Source organism: Arthrobacter sp. SAFR-023, from assembly GCF_051965295.1.
GTDB lineage: Bacteria > Actinomycetota > Actinomycetes > Actinomycetales > Micrococcaceae > Arthrobacter.
This window is the reverse complement of record NZ_JBQCMF010000027.1, coordinates 21,771-38,152: the sequence shown is the minus strand read 5'-3', so window position 1 is coordinate 38,152 and position 16,382 is coordinate 21,771. Positions and strand designations below refer to the sequence as shown.

The 16,382-nt window shown below is 64.4% G+C and carries 12 protein-coding genes; 8 read left to right on the top strand and 4 right to left on the bottom strand.

The annotated features are described in order from the left end of the window. Positions 1-1,293: multicopper oxidase domain-containing protein (locus tag ACTHQX_RS20845; protein WP_440159160.1), on the top strand; the 1,293-nt coding region annotated here is incomplete at its 5' end. Between the two features lie 56 nt (positions 1,294-1,349). Here ACTHQX_RS20845 and ACTHQX_RS20840 read toward each other — a convergent pair. Beyond that, complete coding sequence (locus ACTHQX_RS20840) at positions 1,350-1,862, bottom strand: VOC family protein (protein WP_440159159.1); 513 nt, start codon at positions 1,860-1,862, stop codon at positions 1,350-1,352. 65 nt (positions 1,863-1,927) lie between these two features. Between ACTHQX_RS20840 and ACTHQX_RS20835 the strand changes: the two genes are divergently transcribed. The 4 genes from ACTHQX_RS20835 (at position 1,928) to ACTHQX_RS20820 (ending at position 5,329) form a co-directional block, all read left to right on the top strand. Beyond that, a complete protein-coding gene (locus ACTHQX_RS20835; RefSeq protein ID WP_440159158.1) occupies positions 1,928-2,749 on the top strand; it encodes a helix-turn-helix domain-containing protein in 822 nt (273 codons plus the stop codon). A gap of 205 nt (positions 2,750-2,954) precedes the next feature. Next, positions 2,955-3,431 carry a hypothetical protein gene (locus tag ACTHQX_RS20830; RefSeq protein ID WP_440174661.1) on the top strand — a complete coding sequence of 159 codons (477 nt, stop codon included), beginning with the start codon at positions 2,955-2,957 and terminating at the stop codon, positions 3,429-3,431. A gap of 275 nt (positions 3,432-3,706) precedes the next feature. Continuing rightward, complete coding sequence (locus tag ACTHQX_RS20825; protein ID WP_440159156.1) at positions 3,707-4,687, top strand: hypothetical protein; 981 nt, start codon at positions 3,707-3,709, stop codon at positions 4,685-4,687. A gap of 171 nt (positions 4,688-4,858) precedes the next feature. Next, positions 4,859-5,329: a sensor histidine kinase gene (locus ACTHQX_RS20820; protein ID WP_440159155.1), complete on the top strand. Its 471-nt coding sequence runs from the start codon at positions 4,859-4,861 to the stop codon at positions 5,327-5,329. Positions 5,330-5,386: 57 nt separating this feature from the next. Here the strand turns inward: ACTHQX_RS20820 and ACTHQX_RS20815 are convergent, their stop codons facing one another. Beyond that, positions 5,387-6,511 (bottom strand): chitinase, encoded by a 1,125-nt coding sequence (locus ACTHQX_RS20815; RefSeq protein ID WP_440159154.1) that lies wholly within the window; start codon positions 6,509-6,511, stop codon positions 5,387-5,389. 16 nt (positions 6,512-6,527) lie between these two features. Then, positions 6,528-7,532 (bottom strand): TRAP transporter substrate-binding protein, encoded by a 1,005-nt coding sequence (locus ACTHQX_RS20810; protein WP_440159153.1) that lies wholly within the window; start codon positions 7,530-7,532, stop codon positions 6,528-6,530. A 1,484-nt stretch (positions 7,533-9,016) separates the two neighbouring features. Between ACTHQX_RS20810 and ACTHQX_RS20805 the strand changes: the two genes are divergently transcribed. Continuing rightward, on the top strand, positions 9,017-10,834 hold the full coding sequence (locus ACTHQX_RS20805) for a prealbumin-like fold domain-containing protein (RefSeq protein WP_440159152.1): 1,818 nt from the start codon (positions 9,017-9,019) through the stop codon (positions 10,832-10,834). Positions 10,835-10,976: 142 nt separating this feature from the next. Then, entirely contained in the window at positions 10,977-13,037 is a 2,061-nt protein-coding gene (locus ACTHQX_RS20800; RefSeq protein WP_440159151.1) for an acyltransferase family protein, read from the top strand. 79 nt (positions 13,038-13,116) lie between these two features. Here the strand turns inward: ACTHQX_RS20800 and ACTHQX_RS20795 are convergent, their stop codons facing one another. Beyond that, positions 13,117-14,973 (bottom strand): hypothetical protein, encoded by a 1,857-nt coding sequence (locus ACTHQX_RS20795; protein ID WP_440159150.1) that lies wholly within the window; start codon positions 14,971-14,973, stop codon positions 13,117-13,119. A gap of 539 nt (positions 14,974-15,512) precedes the next feature. Between ACTHQX_RS20795 and ACTHQX_RS20790 the strand changes: the two genes are divergently transcribed. After that, positions 15,513-16,316, top strand: coding sequence for a hypothetical protein (locus ACTHQX_RS20790; RefSeq protein WP_440159149.1), 804 nt, complete (start codon positions 15,513-15,515; stop codon positions 16,314-16,316). The last annotated feature ends 66 nt before the right edge of the window (positions 16,317-16,382 follow it).

Genomic DNA, 16,382 nt, shown 5'->3' with positions numbered 1-16,382 from the left:
GTCAGGCGGCCGCCGGACACTGTGGATCAGGTGTGGAACGCCAGGAACGAGGACTGGACCTACCCCATGCACTGCCATGCGGAGCCGTCCCAGACGGCGCGCGGCGGGCTGTACCCCGGCGGGCTGGTGGCGGACTGGGTGCTGGCCGGCCAGCCCGCCCCCAGTGAAGGCAGTCCGCCGACGGCGGCAGACCCGCACCACACATTCCGTAGCCAGGTGGACTTCTCGTCGGACCAGCCGCACGAGGGCAGCCCGGAAACCGAGTTTCCGCTGAAGCCCGAGGTCGTCCTCGAGATGGACTTCTTCAACAGGAAGTTCGAGTTCCCTGACGGCTCGGAACACGAGATGTGGAGCTTCGAGGGCAATAAGTTCGGCCGCCAGATCCCCGGAACCACTGTGCGGATGCAGGAGGGGGACCTGTTCCAGGCCACCCTCAAGCCCAGCAAGCGGGTCCACACCATCCACTGGCACGGCATTGAGCCGGACCCCCGCAACGACGGGGTCGGCCACACGTCCTTCGAGGTGTCGGGCCACTACACCTACCAGTGGAGAACCGATGTAGCTGTACGGGGCAATCCCAACCGGGGTGCGGCGGGCACGTACTTCTACCACTGCCACGTCAACACCCCGCTGCACGTCCAGATGGGGATGTTCGGTCCCATCGTCGTCGATCCCCCGCCCAACCCGGCCATGCCGGCGCCCGCCGGGACCCGGCGTCATTCGTTTGAAGGTCCGCTGTATGACATCGCCACGGAAACCCTGATCGCGCCCTATTCCATTGATCCGCGGTGGCACGAACTAAACCATGCCGCAGGGCTTAACGGCGAGGATGCGGGGCTCAACCGCTTCGAGCCAAAAAATTTCTTCCTCATCGGCGGCAACATCCCCAACCGGCCCAAGGGTGATGACGTAGTCTGGGCCATCTCCCAGATGCGGGCCAACGTGGTCCGGGGCGGCAAGTATCCCACCCTGGTGCGCATGCTGAACGTGGATTACTTCCCCACGCTGACCACCATCACGGATGCGGCGGGCAGGCCGGCCAAAATTGCCGAACTGATCGCCCACGACGGCCGGCCCTTCTGGAACACTCCCAACCCCACAGGTCCTGCGGTACAGCCGTCAATGGCGGGCCAGCCGCTCCTGACCAACGTCATCAGGTCCGGCGCCGCGGAGAAGTTCGACTTCCTGCTGCGCCCGCCGGCTGCAGGGAAATACACCATCAGCATCAAATTCCTGCACTGGCTCACGTCCGAGGTGCTCGCCACCCGTACCGTCAGGGTCAACGCGGTCTAATCGGGCGGATTGAACTGCCGGGCCCGCATCCGCCACCCCGGATGCGGGTCCCGGCGTTAGCCCTGCTGCGCCGCCCATTCCTCGACCCGGCGGTTGCTTTCTTCTTCAGAGAGGTCCTCCACACGGGTCATGATGGACCAGCGGACGCCGAAGGGGTCCCGGATGCTGGCGTAGCGGTCGCCGGAGACAAACGTGGCCACCGGCTCGCGGATCGTGGCTCCGGCCTGTGCTGCGCGCTGCACCAGGGCGTCGGCGTCCGGGCAGTAAAGGCCAAGGGAGTAGCAGTCATTTTCACCCTCCGGCGCCGGAACCAGGTGGTATTCGGGGTTGGGTTCGCCGAGCTGGAGGTGGCCGTTCCCGAAGTCGAGTTCAGCGTGGACCACCACTCCGCCCATCTCCGTGGCGCCTGCCACGCGGGCGCCGAACACGTCCTGGTAGAAGGCGAGCGCTTCCCTGGCGTTGGTCACGGCAAGGAACGGCGTGAGGCTGGTCAGGCCGTTCGGAATGCCGTGCGTGGTGTGCTCTCCGTGGGCGGCCGTGGCGGATTCGGTGCTTGTAGTATCTGTCATGTCTATGACGCTACGTGCCCGGCCAGCGGCGGCGCTTGGAGATTCGCGACAGTCTGAAGGGACCTATGGAGAGTTCGTTCAAGGGGATCCTTTACCCGGCCCGGCTTCCCACTTTCCGCCGCCTTCCGGCCCCGGCCCCCGTGGCGGACCTCGTCCAGTGGTTCTGGATTCCCGAGTGGGACGTCGGGCCCGGCCGCACCTCCCGCCAGCAGCTGATCGCGTACCCGGGCTCCAACCTCGTGGTGCAGCCTGACGGCGTGGTCTACTCCGGCCCAACCACCCGGGCCAGCTACCGGGATTTGGCTGGACGCGGCTGGGCGGTTGGTGCGCTGCTGCGGCCGGCGGCCGTGCCGCTGTTCACCAATGATCCCGCCAACCTGCGGGACACGGAACTGGCCGTGGCTGCGGAAGGACTGCAGCTTTCCGTCGCGGAGGCCATGGACACGCACGACGGCGATACCCGCCGGGAGCGGGCAGTGGATGCCTTTGTGCGCTGGCTGGCTTGCCTTGCAGGGACTGCGGTGTCCGACGAGGCGCTGCTGGCCAACCGGCTGATGGACGTCATGGGGTCGGACGCCTCTGTGGTCCGGGTGGAGGACGCGGCGTCCTCACTGGCGGTTTCGCAGCGGACTTTGCAACGTGTGGCCAGGAAGTACATCGGACTCAGCCCTGCCGCGCTGATCCGCCGTCGCCGGCTTCAGGACGCTGCCGAGCGGACGCGGCAGGATCCGTCAGCGGACCTGGCAGCGATAGCTGCCGAGCTTGGATACGCCGACCACGCACACCTGACCAATGACTTTCAGAAGTACCTGGGCTTCACCCCGAGTGCCTACAGGCGGGCGGTGTGCCCTTCTGCCAGAAGGGTCGGGACAACTTCCTCTGAATAGCCTGTTAATTCCTGGCCCTCTGTAGCGCGGCCGCGCGGCCAACTGTAACGTTCACCTCGGATCACAGAACCCTGGACGAGGCAGATGCCGAATGCGGAAATCAGCTGTACTGACGGCGGTGTTGCTTTGCCTGGCCTTGCCGGTCTCCGCCTGCACCAGTGTTCCGGCGCGGCCCTCGGATGAGAAGATCGTGCCTGATGTGTATATGACGGCCTACACTTGGTTCGACAACACACCCGCGGCCTCACCCGACATCAGTCACCCCGTAGTGCATCGCGAAGCCGGCGGAACCGGAACCTACGAGGATCCCGTGACCCTCGCCGTCGGGCATTCTTTGGAGACGGGGAAGGATGTCCTGGACATTCCGTCCGGCACGCGGATATATATCCCGAATGTGCGGCGATACTTCATCGTGGAAGACACGTGCGGTGACGGGCCCACTCCGGAGCACGGTCCCTGCCACTCGGGAGCGGAGGAGTACGGGGGCTCCGTCTGGATCGACATGTGGATCGGCGGCGAGGGGGAAAGCAGCTCACTAGCCCGGCGCTGTACTGGGCAGGTAACGGGTGTGCGCACCGCCGTCTTCAACCCGCGGGCCGACTATGCGGTGGCCTCGGGAAAAGGCGTGATACACCACGGCAAGTGCGACGCAGGGTACGGCGACCAACTGGCCACCAAGTAAGCCGGCTCCGGACGCCAGCAAGGAGACCAGCCACGGGACTACGCGTGGGCGAGCCCGTCACGACGCGCCGGGATTTGGCCGCTTTTTGCGCCGTGATGTAACGTTTGGGTCACCGGTTGGCGCACACGACCTTCGGAACATCCCGGATGCTGCTTCGTGTGGTAGGCTGCGAGGTTCCTCGCTTGGCTTCGCCTCATGCCGGACCCACCTTTCGGGCAGGACTTGTTTCGCATCGGCCTGCCCGTTTCGCATCCCCCAAAGAGGATTTAGTTCCCATGCGCAGGAAATATCTGCTGTCCGCCGCCATGCTCTCGGTTCTGTTTGCCACGTCGGCGTGCGGGGCCGGAACCCCCGCCCCCAGCTCATCCTCGGCACCGGCACGGCTGGCAAATGCCGGCGTCGAGGACCGCTACAGCAGCGGGCCGGAAGTCGGCACATCACAGATAGTCGCGGCCGCGAAGGCCAGGGCCGCCAAAGCGACGAAGGTCGCGGCCGCCAAAGCAAAGAAGGTCGCCGCGGCCAAAACCAAGGCGGTGGCAGCCGCCAAGGCGACGAGGGTCGCGGCCGCCAAAGCCAAGGTGGCAGCAGCAGAGACGGCGGCAGCCCAGAATGTGGCCGCAGCCAGGAAGGCAGCGAAGCGGGCAGCGGCAAAGGCCCGCGCAGCAGCACCGGCAGGGTCCCCGAAGCGCGCCGTGCCGGCCCCTGCTGTCCCCAAGGCGGCGCCGGCGCCCCTTACGCAGGCGTCCCCGGAAAAGATTGTCAGCACTGCCTTCACGACGGCCTACACGTGGTACGACAACACTCCGGAAGGGTCGGCGACGATCAGCCATCCGGTGCTGCATCGGACCGCCGGCGGAACCGGCACATATGCTGACCCGGTCACTATTGCGGTAGGGCACTCACTGGCCACAGGCGAGGATGTCCTCGACGTTCCTGCCGGTACCCGGATCTACCTGCCCGACGTGCGCCGCTACTTCATCGTTGAGGACACGTGCGGTGACGGAAACGATCCCGAGAACGGCCCCTGCCACCAGGGCGCCAATGCCCAAGGCACCAACTCCACCATCTGGATCGACATGTGGATCGGCGGCCAGAGCACGGACGCGGCTGGCGCTGACCGCTGCGCCGGTCGCGTGACCGCCGTTCATACGGCGGTTTTCAACCCGGCGAGCAATTATGTGGTGGCGCCCGGCGAGGGTGTAATCCACGACGGAATGTGCGACGCCGGATACGGGGACACCCTCGTCAGGCAATAGCCGGCAGGTCGGGCGGGCGCCGCGCGTGGCGTAATGGCTCCCGCTCCACCCAAACGGGTGGGGCCGGCCCAGCGTCCTGTGGAACCTTCACGGAATTCCACGGAAATTCCAAGGGAAACGGGTCATGATGATTCCCTGAGTTCTGAATGTCGCAATTAGTTGGTGGTTGCCATGATTGATTCCAACCCGGTGAAAGTGCTCGTTGCCTCCAACGGGTTTCAGGACGCGCATCCACTCGACTTCCATGCCCTCGGCCTTGGAGGAGTGATCGATCGGCTGGCAGCCCGGATGCGGTCGGTGGGGCTCATGGTTGCGCTGGACGTGGGGCCTGCCGACGCCGAGATTGACAGGCGAACTGCCATCCTGCTGTACAGGGCCACGGACGAGTTGTTCCGCAACATCCTGACCCATGCCGTGGCCCGCGAAGTCAAAATCCGGCTGCAGGCAGCTCCCGGCGCCGTTCAGGTCTGCATTCAGGATGACGGAATCGGCTTCCACGGCAAAGGCCTGCTCTCAGGGGAACCGGCGGAAGGCGGACTGCGGAAACTGCACCGCGTGGTCAGTGCGGCGGGGGGCCACATGGACGTGCAGTCGAGTCCGGAAACCGGAACCTGTGTCACTGTTCAGCTGCCGCGCGACTGACTGCCGCGCGACTGACCGCCGCGTGACTGACCGTTGCGCCGGAATGTACAGGCATCGCTAGGCGGTGTATCCGTTGCCCAGGACGGTGGCGAACATCCCGTTTTCCTGCTTCACTCCGCTGCAGAAGGGCGACGGACCGGAGGGCGCTTCCCTGCTGTCGGAGGAAGTGCAGGCCTTGTCCCGGCTGAGTGACCACATGGACATGCGCCCAACGCCGCGCTCCAAGGCAAAGCCGTTGAGTCCCCGTGCGTCCTCCACATTCAGGACCTGGCCGCTGACATCGTTCTCGCCCACCATGGGGGTGAGTCCGATCTTTTTCCAGAGCAGGGAGGGGGTAATGGGCCGGCCTGCCCGCTCATACAATGCGGTCATTTGGCGGTGAGTCGCGTTGGCAGCGCTGATGGACGCGTCCAGCATGCTTTGTCCAGCGTGAAGCGGCCCGAAATTCATCGTCATGATATTGACGCCGGCAAGGTCCACTCCGGCGCGAAGCATGGTGGCAACCGTCGCCTCCGCCTCGGCGGTGAGCCCGTCAGTGGAAACGGGGAGGGTCAGCCAGACTTTCAGGGGCGTGTCTTGCCCCCGGCCGGCCTGCAGCCGGGCGAGAGCGGTGGCGCGCCTTTCGGCAGCCGCGGAGTCGGGCAGGGCCCCGCCTTCGACGTCCAGATCGACGACGTCCAGCCCATAGCGGGTAATGACAGCTGCGTAGGCCCGCGTCAGGGCCTCGGCGTCAGTACAGGCGTTGGCCAGCTCAGCCCCGAGCTGGCCCCCGAATGAGACCGCGACGTCATTGCCGTCCTTGCGGTAGCGCTCAATCTGGCCGTCCAGGTCCAACTTCCCATTCGCCTGCTCCAGGTCGTAGAGGCCGCCCCAGGATGGTTCGCACGGGTTGGCAGGATCGGCCACGATGAAGGACAGAACGGTGGTGACCTGGCCGTGCAGGGGCCGCTCGGCGAACCGGTGGGCAGGATCAAGGGTGAGATCGAAGTACGGTCCGAACCACGCGTGGTCGCCGGCATCGCCGGTGCCGGGACTTGGCTTGTTCGCTTCCTCTTGCTTCCCGGTGACTTGCTTCCCGGTGACGCCGGACAGTACGAACGCAAGGACTACCAGGGCCGCAGCGGTTGCCACTACTGCAAGAACCGTGAGGCCGGTCACCCGGCGCAAAACATGCTCCGTCACAGACGTTGGCCTCATCCTAGTGGCCGGCACCGCGTTCGGGGCCGCATGCGGCCAGAGGTTTCGGCGCGTAAGCTCCGCTGAACGTGCGGATTTTCTTGATAACGGCCATCGCTTGGGCATCATTGGCCAGGCGGGCGTAAACGGGGCCGACGGCGGCCAGGAATGCCGCCACCTGCTGTTCCGTCGCGTTTACGATCGTTCCGCCTTTTTGGCAGTAGGCCAAGGCTTCGTCGGCGGTATTCATGGCTCTTGTGGCGGCCTCCCGGATCCGCGAGGCCGCTTCCTGCACGATGCGCCGCTCGTTTGCGGAGAGCCGGCCGAACGTGGCGGTATTGATGACGAGCGTATTGATTTTCGGGTAAAGCGGCAGGTTGCCGGTGGTGATGGTTCCTGTGGGGAAAGACACTGCCCGGGCGAAGGAGGATTCCGCTGCCTGGACGGCGCCGCCTGCCAGTGCTTCAGCAAACAAATCTCCCGTCAACGCCCGTGGAGTGGCTCCCAATGAGCTCAGTGCTGCGTATCTGGTCGCCGACCTCGGGGCACGCACCACCTTCCCTGCGAGATCGGCCGGTGTGAGAACCGGTCCAGCGAAGGAAAACAGCCTCCGCTGAGCGTCAGGAAGGAGCGCGAGCCCCGTGAGCCCGATTTGCCTGAGGCCGTCCAGCATCCCGTCCGCCGTGGCCGGTGCCACAACCTGGCTGACCAGTTCATCTGATGTGATGAGGAAGGGGGCGGACAGCGCATTGAAAGACGTAACGCCTTCGGACTCCCACGTTGGCGTGGGAATCAGGGCAATGTCGAAGTCGCCGCCCTCGGTCGACTGGGCGACCGCCTGGTTCCAGGCGCTTGCTTCCTCAGCGGCAGCCTGCACCACGGGTTCGATGTGAATGGCGCCGGCGGACAGCGTGGCCACCTGCAGGGCGAACTCCTGGATTTGGCGGGCGGCACGGCTTTCCGGTCCCGCCGCGGTGGCCATGGTCAGGACGGTCGCCTCGTTCTGTTCCTGCCGCTCACCCTGCACTTGCCTGGCTGCTTGGCATCCGGAAGCCCCAAGAAGGGCGGCTATCGCCGCGGCCAGCGCAGCACCACGCCAATAGGACATTTTGGCCTCTTCCGACTTACGAGGTGGTCCGCTTCACGTGGTCAATCAAGAGGAACGCCTCTCCTTCGAAAGATACGCCCCAGCGTGGCCGCCACCAAGGGCTCCGGCTCAACTTACAGGCAATTCGCAGCCCGGAATCAGGCCTCCCTCAGGCGCCGCCCTCGCTACCTGCTTTTGCCGTGTGAGCTGCGGAAACGGTCTGTCATATCTCTGTAGCCAAGTGGCTGCTTGGCATAGGATTCGAGTACTCACCACTCGTGCACCGTAGCTCCCGAATTCGTAAACTCGATGCATGAATTAGAGCCGGCGAGAGCCGGTACCGCGGGTGAGGCGGGGCAGCCCAACAGGAACTCTCGAGTTGGATTGTGGACGCAAATGTTAAAGCCAGCTTCAAAATCCCCCCTCGGCTCGGCCCCGGTCTCCTTCGACCCCAGCGGCAAACGATGGCGACGGATCGTCCGCGGCGTACTGCCAGTGATTCTGATCCTTGCGTTGTCCCTCGTCTGGATCCTGCCGGGGGCCACGGCCCCGGTGTGGACAGGCAACTGAACCAGTCCCTCGAGTACCCCCGGGGTACCCCCCGCCGCGACGCCCTCCAGATGAATGTCTGGCCGGCGAACACGGGCAAAAGGGCCGGCGACGTCTAGGCCGGTGCCCGGTCTCAGGAGGCACCTCGTCGCCGGCCCCGTTCCGCACCGGACGGACGGAGCATCATGGGGTCATGTCCCGTGGTCCGTCCAGCCCAAAATCGAAACCGCCGAGCGGCCTGCGATTTTGGAATACAGCCACCGTTGCAAGCACAGCTTGGAAAAAGACTGCGACGACCGCGCTTAAGTTGCCCCAGGCCACCAAAACTGGGGGTGGCGGGACCCGGCCGCTTGGAGTGGATTTTCCGGTGCGGTGCAGGGTGGCAGCTGGAGGTGGCAGGCTGGTGCGGGGCTGCGCAGACCTCGCGTTTTAGGCCGGATGTACCTGTCTTGCACCCAGGCGCTACTCGGTAAAGCTGTCCCGTGTACCCGATTATCTCCGAATGCGCAGAAAGAGTATCTGGTTTGCTTGCCCGGGGAAACCATCAATTTGTAGGGTCAGTCCTGTAAGGACTCTCGGCTGGGTGAATCCTTCCGTCTGGTTGCCAGGTGCGCCGGTTGCTGCCGCGGCAACCCGTTCAGCGCTGGGCCAACGCGGCCATCGGCGCTTTCGGTAACCGCCTATCGGGAGATGCGATGAATCAGCCAGCACACCCAGGAAGAACCGTCCGGCATCACACCATAGTTCTGCTCACCGCCTTCGCCTTGTCCCTGGGTGGATCATGCGCCGTCTTCTCGCCGGCCTTCGCGCGGGAGCCGGCCCCCGCAACACCGGCTGTTGCCGCCACGGTGCCGACGGCGACGGAAGTTCCAGACGTGACGGAATCTGAGCCGGCGGCCCCACCCGTCCCGGCAGCGGCTCCGGCAGGCGATCAGGCGGCCGCCTCCCCCGAGCCGCCGGAAGACGGCGGCCCCTTAGTCGTGGACGACTTCCCGGGAACGGATGCTGCAGCGCCGGGCGCCGCTGCAGATGCTGCCGATGTGGATGCCGGTGCCGTAGGTAAGACCGGCAGTGCCTCGGAGGGTAAGACACATGGGGATGGGCACTCGGCGGAGACGGGGACAATCGTCACCAGCAAAACGGTTAAGGGTGTCGCAGCGCACTACAAATGGTCCTTCGACTTCGCACTGACCCCGGACCATGGGGGGTCGCGCATGTCCAAGACGGCGTCGGGCACCGGGCCGGGGAAGGATACCGTGACTTTTGACGGCCTAGACACCGGAAGCACGTACACGCTGAAGGAAGATCGGGAACAGGACGGCTGGTCCAGGGGAGATCTGGAGTGCGGGGCTGCTGACACGGACAGGCACCGGTCCGGTACCCGGCTCACCTTTCCCAAGCACAGCGAGAAAATCTACTGCACGGTAACCAACACCGCCCGGTCCGCAGAAGTGACGCTCACCAAGAAGGTTGCCGGAGCCGGGGCGGACCACAAATGGTCATTCCCCTTCACCATCGAACCGTCACCCCACGGCGAGAAGGCAACCAAGTACGCCACCAGCAGCGATCACCGAATCCACTGGGACGGGCTGGTCCCCGGGCAGCGCTACAGCATCACTGAGAAGACGCCCGACGGCTGGACGGCCGGAAAGGTTCAGTGCCGGGTTCAGGGGAGCGGTCACGGCAGCCACGGCCATGAAAAGGCATCCGAGGGCACGTCCGGTGCCCGCTTCACGCCCGACGCGGGCGATGACATCAAGTGCGCTGTGACCAACACCCGGAACAAGGAGCGGAACGGACGGATCGTCATCGTCAAGAAGGTGGACGGGGAAGACGGCCTATTCCACTTCACCCGTACAAGGAGCAGCGGCCGGCAGGGCAGCGGCTCCTCGGAACTGGGGAAGGACTTCGACATTGAGACTGACCACGGCAAGGGCCGGAAAGTCTTCAATGACGTCGAACCGGGAAAGTACACCGTGGCCGAGAAGGACTCCTACCCGGACTACGTGGCCGGCACTCCCTCCTGCACCAGCTCCGAGAAGGGCAAGGCCTGGAAGGGGACGTCGGAGCACGGGGTTGTCATCGACCTGGACCGCGGAGAAACCGTGACCTGCACGTTTGAAAATACCCAGACCGCCACGGTCATCATCGACAAGGTCACCGATCCGGCAAAGGACCCCACAAAGTTCGACTTCCAGTGGTCCCGTGACGGCCGCGTGGTCCAGGAATTCACGCTCACCGACAGGCAGGAGCCAGAGGTTTTCGAGGGGCTGTCACCCTACCGGAAATGGCGGATCTCGGAGCCGGAGCGCTCCGGCTGGAACCTCGATGACCTCACCTGCACCCGGGACGGCGAGGACTTCGGCGGCGCGGACCTAAGAGGGGCCACTGCGGTTCTGGATCTTGACCCGGGCGATGTGGTTACCTGCACCTTCACGAACCAGAAGAAGCACAGCGGCGAAGGTTCCGGCGGAGCGGGCCCGGAAGTGCCCGTCGTCGACATCCCTGAACAGCCGGAAACACCTGAAATCGTCGTCGACGTGCCCGAACAGCCGGAAGCCGAGATCAACGAGCTGCCGGAGACCGGCGCGCAGTCCACCAACCTCATCTGGCCCTCCGCGGCCCTGCTGCTGGCGGGCACTGTGCTGGTCGGGGCAGCGCGCCCGCGGCGCCGGGAACGCCGGCGAGCATAACCTCTCTGCGACGAAGGGGCCACCCTCCCGGGTGGTCCCTTCTGGCATGCAACACTCCTAGCTTCTTCCTCGGGCCCGGCGGATTGGAAGTATCATAGGAGGGTTTGCCCGACCCAGGGGCGCACCCCCCGAGAGGTAAGTAGTGTCAGTCGAAACAATCTCCGCATCACCCCGCCGTGCCGCCAAGGCTGCCCGGTTACCGGCAAAAACGTCGTTCAGGCCCGAGATCCAGGGCCTCCGTGCGCTGGCGGTTCTCATGGTGGTGGCCTACCACGTGTGGCTGGGCCGCGTTTCGGGCGGTGTGGACGTTTTCCTGATGGTGTCGGCGTTCCTGATGACGCTGCAGTTCACGAACAAGTTCTACCGGGAACGGTCGATGGACCTCATCCGCCATTGGCTGCATCTCTTCAGGCGCCTGCTGCCGGCTTCTGCGGTGGTCATTGCGGCAACCCTGCTGGCCACGCTCATCTTCGTGCCAAAGACCCGCTGGCTTGGCATCCTGGAGCAGGGGTGGGCGTCACTGCTGTACTTCCAGAACTGGCTGCTGAAGGCCCAGGCGGTGGACTACTACGCTGAGGACCACAGCCTGGCCAGCCCGTTCCAGCACTTCTGGTCGCTCTCCATCCAGGGGCAGATCTTCGTTCTGTGGCCCCTGATCTTTGCCGCCGCGGCGCTTGCAGCAAAGGGCTTCGGGCTGCGGTACCGGGTTCTCCTCACCTACCTGTTCAGCGGCATCTTTGTTGCCTCCCTGACCTATTCCGTCTTCTACACCTACTCCGACCAGGCGCAGGCCTACTTTGACACGGGGGCCCGGCTCTGGGAGTTCGCGCTCGGTTCACTGGTGGCGTTGGTTCTGCCCGGCCTGGACTTCTTGTCCCGGCCGGTTCGCGTGGTGCTCGGCTGGGTAGGTGTGCTGGCGATGCTCGCCTGCGGTCTGATCCTTCAGGTCCAGACTGCCTTTCCCGGATTCATTGCGCTGTGGCCGACGCTGGCCGCCGCGGCCGTCATCGTGGCGGGCCAGAGCGGAAGCCGCTTCGGGGTGGACCGCATCCTCAGCTCGCGGCTCCTCATGCGGCTGGGTGACAATTCCTTCGCCTTATATCTCTGGCACTGGCCGGTTCTTGTCATATACCTAATCGCCTCCGGAAAGGACCACGCAGGCTGGCTCTCAGGCAGCGTGGTGGTCGCTACTTCCCTGGTTCTTGCCTTCCTGACCACGAGGTTTGTGGAGGCGCCCTGGCGCCAATGGAAATGGCCGGACAAAAGGCGCCGCCGGGGCGCCATCGCCATCGTGGCGATAGCAGCAGTGGCGGCTGTCCCGCTGGCCGGATGGCGGTATGTCCTGGACGAAGAGGATCGGGTACTGGCCAGGGAAGCGCTGAGGAACAACCCGGGGTCCAAAGCCCTTCTTCCCGGCTATGTTGACAGGGCGGATCCCGACGCCGGAATCCTCCCGTCCGCGGCGAAACTTTCCAAAGACTGGGCGAACCTTGGTATCCGCTGCACGGGCGACATGGCGCCCGGACCGGGAGCGCTTGAAAACAAATGCAGCCAATCTAAGGAGATTGACCGGCCGGCCAAGAAGGTGCTGGTCATCGGCAATTCCCATGCCCAACAGTGGATGGGGGCGCTGAAACCCATCGCCCAGCGGAACAATTGGCAGCTGTATTCACTTCTCAGGGGTGGCTGTGTTTATGCTCCTGCCGGGGCTGATGTCAAGCCGGAATGCGCCGCATTCAATAGGGAAGTGGACCAATACCTCGACAACCACAAACCGGACGCCATCTTCACGGTAGCCACGGCAGCCAGTCCCTCATCGCCTGAGGAAAAGCTGAATCCCGGTTATGAGGAGATGGCCCGGGCAGTCACGGCCCGGGGGATCGACGTCATCGGCATTCGCGACAACCCGCGGTTTTCGTACAGCATGTCGAACTGCGTCGTGACGAAGGGCCCCCAGGATCCTGCCTGTAACCCGCCCAGGCAAAGTGCCATGCCGGCTCAGTCGCCCTTCAGCCCCCTGGTTGGCCGGATTCCAGGGCTGACGCTGCTGGACATGTCTGACAGCATCTGCACTCCAACCTCGTGTCCGGGCAAGATCGGCAATATGTTCGTTTACCTGGACAACAACCACCTCAGCGCGTCGTACGCCGCAAGCATGGCCGATGAGCTGGAAAAGAAGCTGAAGGCCGGGACAGGCTGGTAATCACCGCCGTTTGGCCGCACCGAACCCTATAGGCCGCTGGCCTTTTAAGTACGACGCCGGTGCGCAGCCCGGGTGCTCTTCAGCGGACCGTGGTGGGGCCCGGGACCCACCGCTGCGCCGAAGCGCGGACGGCGTTCAGGTAGTTGGGCTTCTTGAAGCCCACCAGGACCCGGATGAACTTGTCGCGGTCGCTCGTGGTCAGCCGGTAGCTGGACGCCGTGGCGCCGGGGATGTTTTTCCCGTCGCGCTGCCACTGCCAGTTGACGGCGGAGGGGGCGGGGTAGGGGAGGGCCGTGGTTGCCTTCAGGACCTGGCCGGCTGCAAAGGTGCCCTTCACCACCGGCGTGGGAAGCTTCGTGAACACAGCCTGGGGCCTGATTGCACGGGAGGTCTGCGTGGCCGTGACTGTGCCGGGCCGCCTGAAGGTCACCTTGAAGGTGATCAGGCGCAGCTGGTCCGATGCGGTCAGCCGGTAGGAGGAGCCTGTTGCGCCCGTGATCGCCCTGCCGTCACGGAACCACTGGAAAGTTGAGGAGGCGGGAACAGGCGCGGTGAACTCCGTCCGGGCGGCCACCGTGTAGCCGGTGGCCGCGGTGCCGGTGATCCAGGGGGTGAGGCCCAAGGTGAAGTAGCCCGGCGGGGTGACCGCAGCCGAGGCGGGGCTCGCCGCCTGGACATAACGGGCGCGGTTGTAGAACGCCTTGACGGTGACCTTGTGTCCGCCGTCGGCGGCGGTGAGGCGGTATGTCGGGTCTGTGGAGATCTCCGTCAGGCGCATCCCGTCGCGGTACCAGAGGTACTGCACGCTGTCGGATGCGGGCGACGGTGCGGTGCCCGGGACCGCGGTGAGCAGCTGGCCTGCCTGGACCGTGCCCCTGATGGACGGTGCCGCCGTCGCGGTGAACCGGCCCAGAATATTCAGGCTGTCGATGGCTGCACTCTGCTTGGGGTGTCCCAGATAGTTTGCGGCCACCGGCGTGACGGTCACCCGGATGTCCTTGCCGATGTCCTGCGTGCGGACGGTATATGTGGGCGCCGTTGCCCCGGCGATGGGCGTACCTGATGGAGCGTCGAGCTGAATCCACTGGTAGCTGTAGGTGACCCCGGCGGGGGCCGGCGCCTGCACGGCGGGAGCGGACGCTGTGAGTACTGTCCCGGGGAACGCCACATAGGGGGTTCCGCTGTTCCAGGTGATGACCGGGTCAGCGACCAGCTGCAAGTGCCCTCGGATGGCCGTGCCAAAGTCCGTGGTGCCCGTCCAGGTACTGTAGCCGGGCGCAGTGATTTCTGCCCGCCCGGTGATCCTGGCCCCGAGGTCGGCTTCGGTCACCGTGTAGGCGTCACCCGCAGCCCCGGGGATCGGGGTTCCGTCGCGGAACCAGGAACGGCCGGTTGCCGTAGGCACGTCCAGCGCGGGCCGCGCCCACAGCACGGATCCGCCCAAATAGAGTGTGGCGCCGAGTAGGTTTTCGCCGCTGCCGCCCGCGGATCCACTGATGTAGCCAAGCACAGGCTCGGTCTCGGCGGAGGTGACCACCTCACCCGCGGAGTCGGGGCGGGCGGCCGAAATGCGAACCGAAATGCGTTTGCCGAGGTCTTCTTCGGTGATCCTGTAACCCGGGTGGGGGCTGGGAGCCACGTGCGGCATGCCGTCGCGCAGGTACTGGTAGGTCAGCGTTCCGGCCGGCGGGGCGGGTGAAAATGCGGGAGTGAGATTTAGGCTGACAGTTGGGCTGCCTTCCAGCGAAACGCTCCAGTCGGCCGTCGCGGACGCCTCCGAAGTGGGCGCCTCGGCAGTGGGCGCCTCGGTCGCAGTGATGGCAACGTCCGCTGCCGCTGCCGGCGACGGGGGGAACGCGAAGGCGAGCATTGCCAGGACGCAGGCACCTGCCAGCGCCCGCCGCGGACGTCCGGGCAGGGCAGCAAAAGTCGTCATGCGTGGTTCCCCCAAGTCAGCGTGGGGCTGAAGCGCACCACATTTCTCAGCAGAGAATATACGACGGCGATTGGCCGCGCCACGCGTGACGCGGCCAATGACGCCTCTGCTGGGCCCCTATCGGTCCGGGTTGCAGGGGGTTAGCGGGGCTCGGGCCGGGTGGCGGCGCTAAGGGAGCGGATTTTGGCGATGAGGGCCTTCGGGGCCGGGTCCTTTTCGAGCCTGGCGATGGTTGGTGCTGCTGACTGTTGCCTTGAAGGCGATCCGCCGCGCCACACGTGACGCCGCTGGCAGTTCCAGCGCGCAACGCAAGGGCCGCTCCGAGCGTAGTTCCAGTACCGGGGTTAGTTACCAAAGGAATCACCTCCAGATGCCCACCTATATTGCTTCTTGACCGAGGGAGGCCGCGCTCCTATTCTTAAGCAAAATTTCTTGGGCCTGCCACCATTTGAGTCCTTGTGTCCTCATCAAAAGCGCGGAAAAAGAAAGTTAATCCTGCGGAGGCGGGTCCCCGTGTGAGGCCCTTTTGGCAGAAGCCTGTGGTCTGGATTGTGACGCTCCTCTTGGCCGCGCTCGGAGCGTCACTGACCGATTGGATCAAACCGATTTTCACCGAGCAAATCAACAAGGTTACGGAGACCGGGGATCCAGTTGCAGTCAAGGTTGTAGTTCAAAAGGCTGCTGAAGATGTGTCATTGGCATCTGATGTGCCCTTATCTCAAGAAGACCTGAATCAGCTCGAAGGCATAACCGTTCCGAAGCAAGCCGCTTGGTTGGAACAACGCGGCGGAATAGTAGCTGGAAAAAGGTCATTGATGGTCACGGTCAGGGGGAATCGGACAGACCCGGTTCGGGTCACGAACATCCGAGATGCCTCGGAATGCGCTTCGCCAAAACGGGGCACGCTGATGCGGTTGGCCTTTGGAAGGGGAGCCTCTGTGGATTCTGTCAGGATCGGAGTCAACGTCGGTGAACCAGACAAAAGCGCCTGGTGGTGGGACGACAAGAAAGAGATAGCCCGCCCCTATTTTCCGGACAAGACAATAACCCTTACAAAAAACGAAGAGCTCGTACTTAACATCGACCTATACCCCTTAGCTGAAAAAGTGTGCCGTGCACAGCTGCAAATGACAGTTGTCGGTCGGGATACCGAGCATGAACAGCAGCTACTACCGAACTCACAGCAAGTGCCGATCATGGACGTCGAACGGCCCGAAGTGGAAAGACAGTATTCGCATGTTTATGTCGGGGGCAACGTATGCAAGAAGTTCTTGCCGGCGTCTCCCGGGTGGGAAAAAGATGCGGATCGATTCTGTGGGCCCGGAAATGCAGCTTGGGACTAGTGCTCCATCGGTGATCGGCGCCTCTGACTAGCTCCTTGTCCCGGCTCACCAGTTGACACGAGCGCC

What these genes read in the sequence shown, in the direction of transcription:
- ACTHQX_RS20840 (WP_440159159.1), bottom strand. Translation starts at nt 1,862, where the DNA reads ATGACAGATACTACAAGCACCGAATCCGCCACGGCCGCCCACGGAGAG.
- ACTHQX_RS20835 (WP_440159158.1), top strand. Translation starts at nt 1,928, where the DNA reads ATGGAGAGTTCGTTCAAGGGGATCCTTTACCCGGCCCGGCTTCCCACT.
- ACTHQX_RS20830 (WP_440174661.1), top strand. Translation starts at nt 2,955, where the DNA reads ATGACGGCCTACACTTGGTTCGACAACACACCCGCGGCCTCACCCGAC.
- ACTHQX_RS20825 (WP_440159156.1), top strand. Translation starts at nt 3,707, where the DNA reads ATGCGCAGGAAATATCTGCTGTCCGCCGCCATGCTCTCGGTTCTGTTT.
- ACTHQX_RS20820 (WP_440159155.1), top strand. Translation starts at nt 4,859, where the DNA reads ATGATTGATTCCAACCCGGTGAAAGTGCTCGTTGCCTCCAACGGGTTT.
- ACTHQX_RS20795 (WP_440159150.1), bottom strand. Translation starts at nt 14,973, where the DNA reads ATGACGACTTTTGCTGCCCTGCCCGGACGTCCGCGGCGGGCGCTGGCA.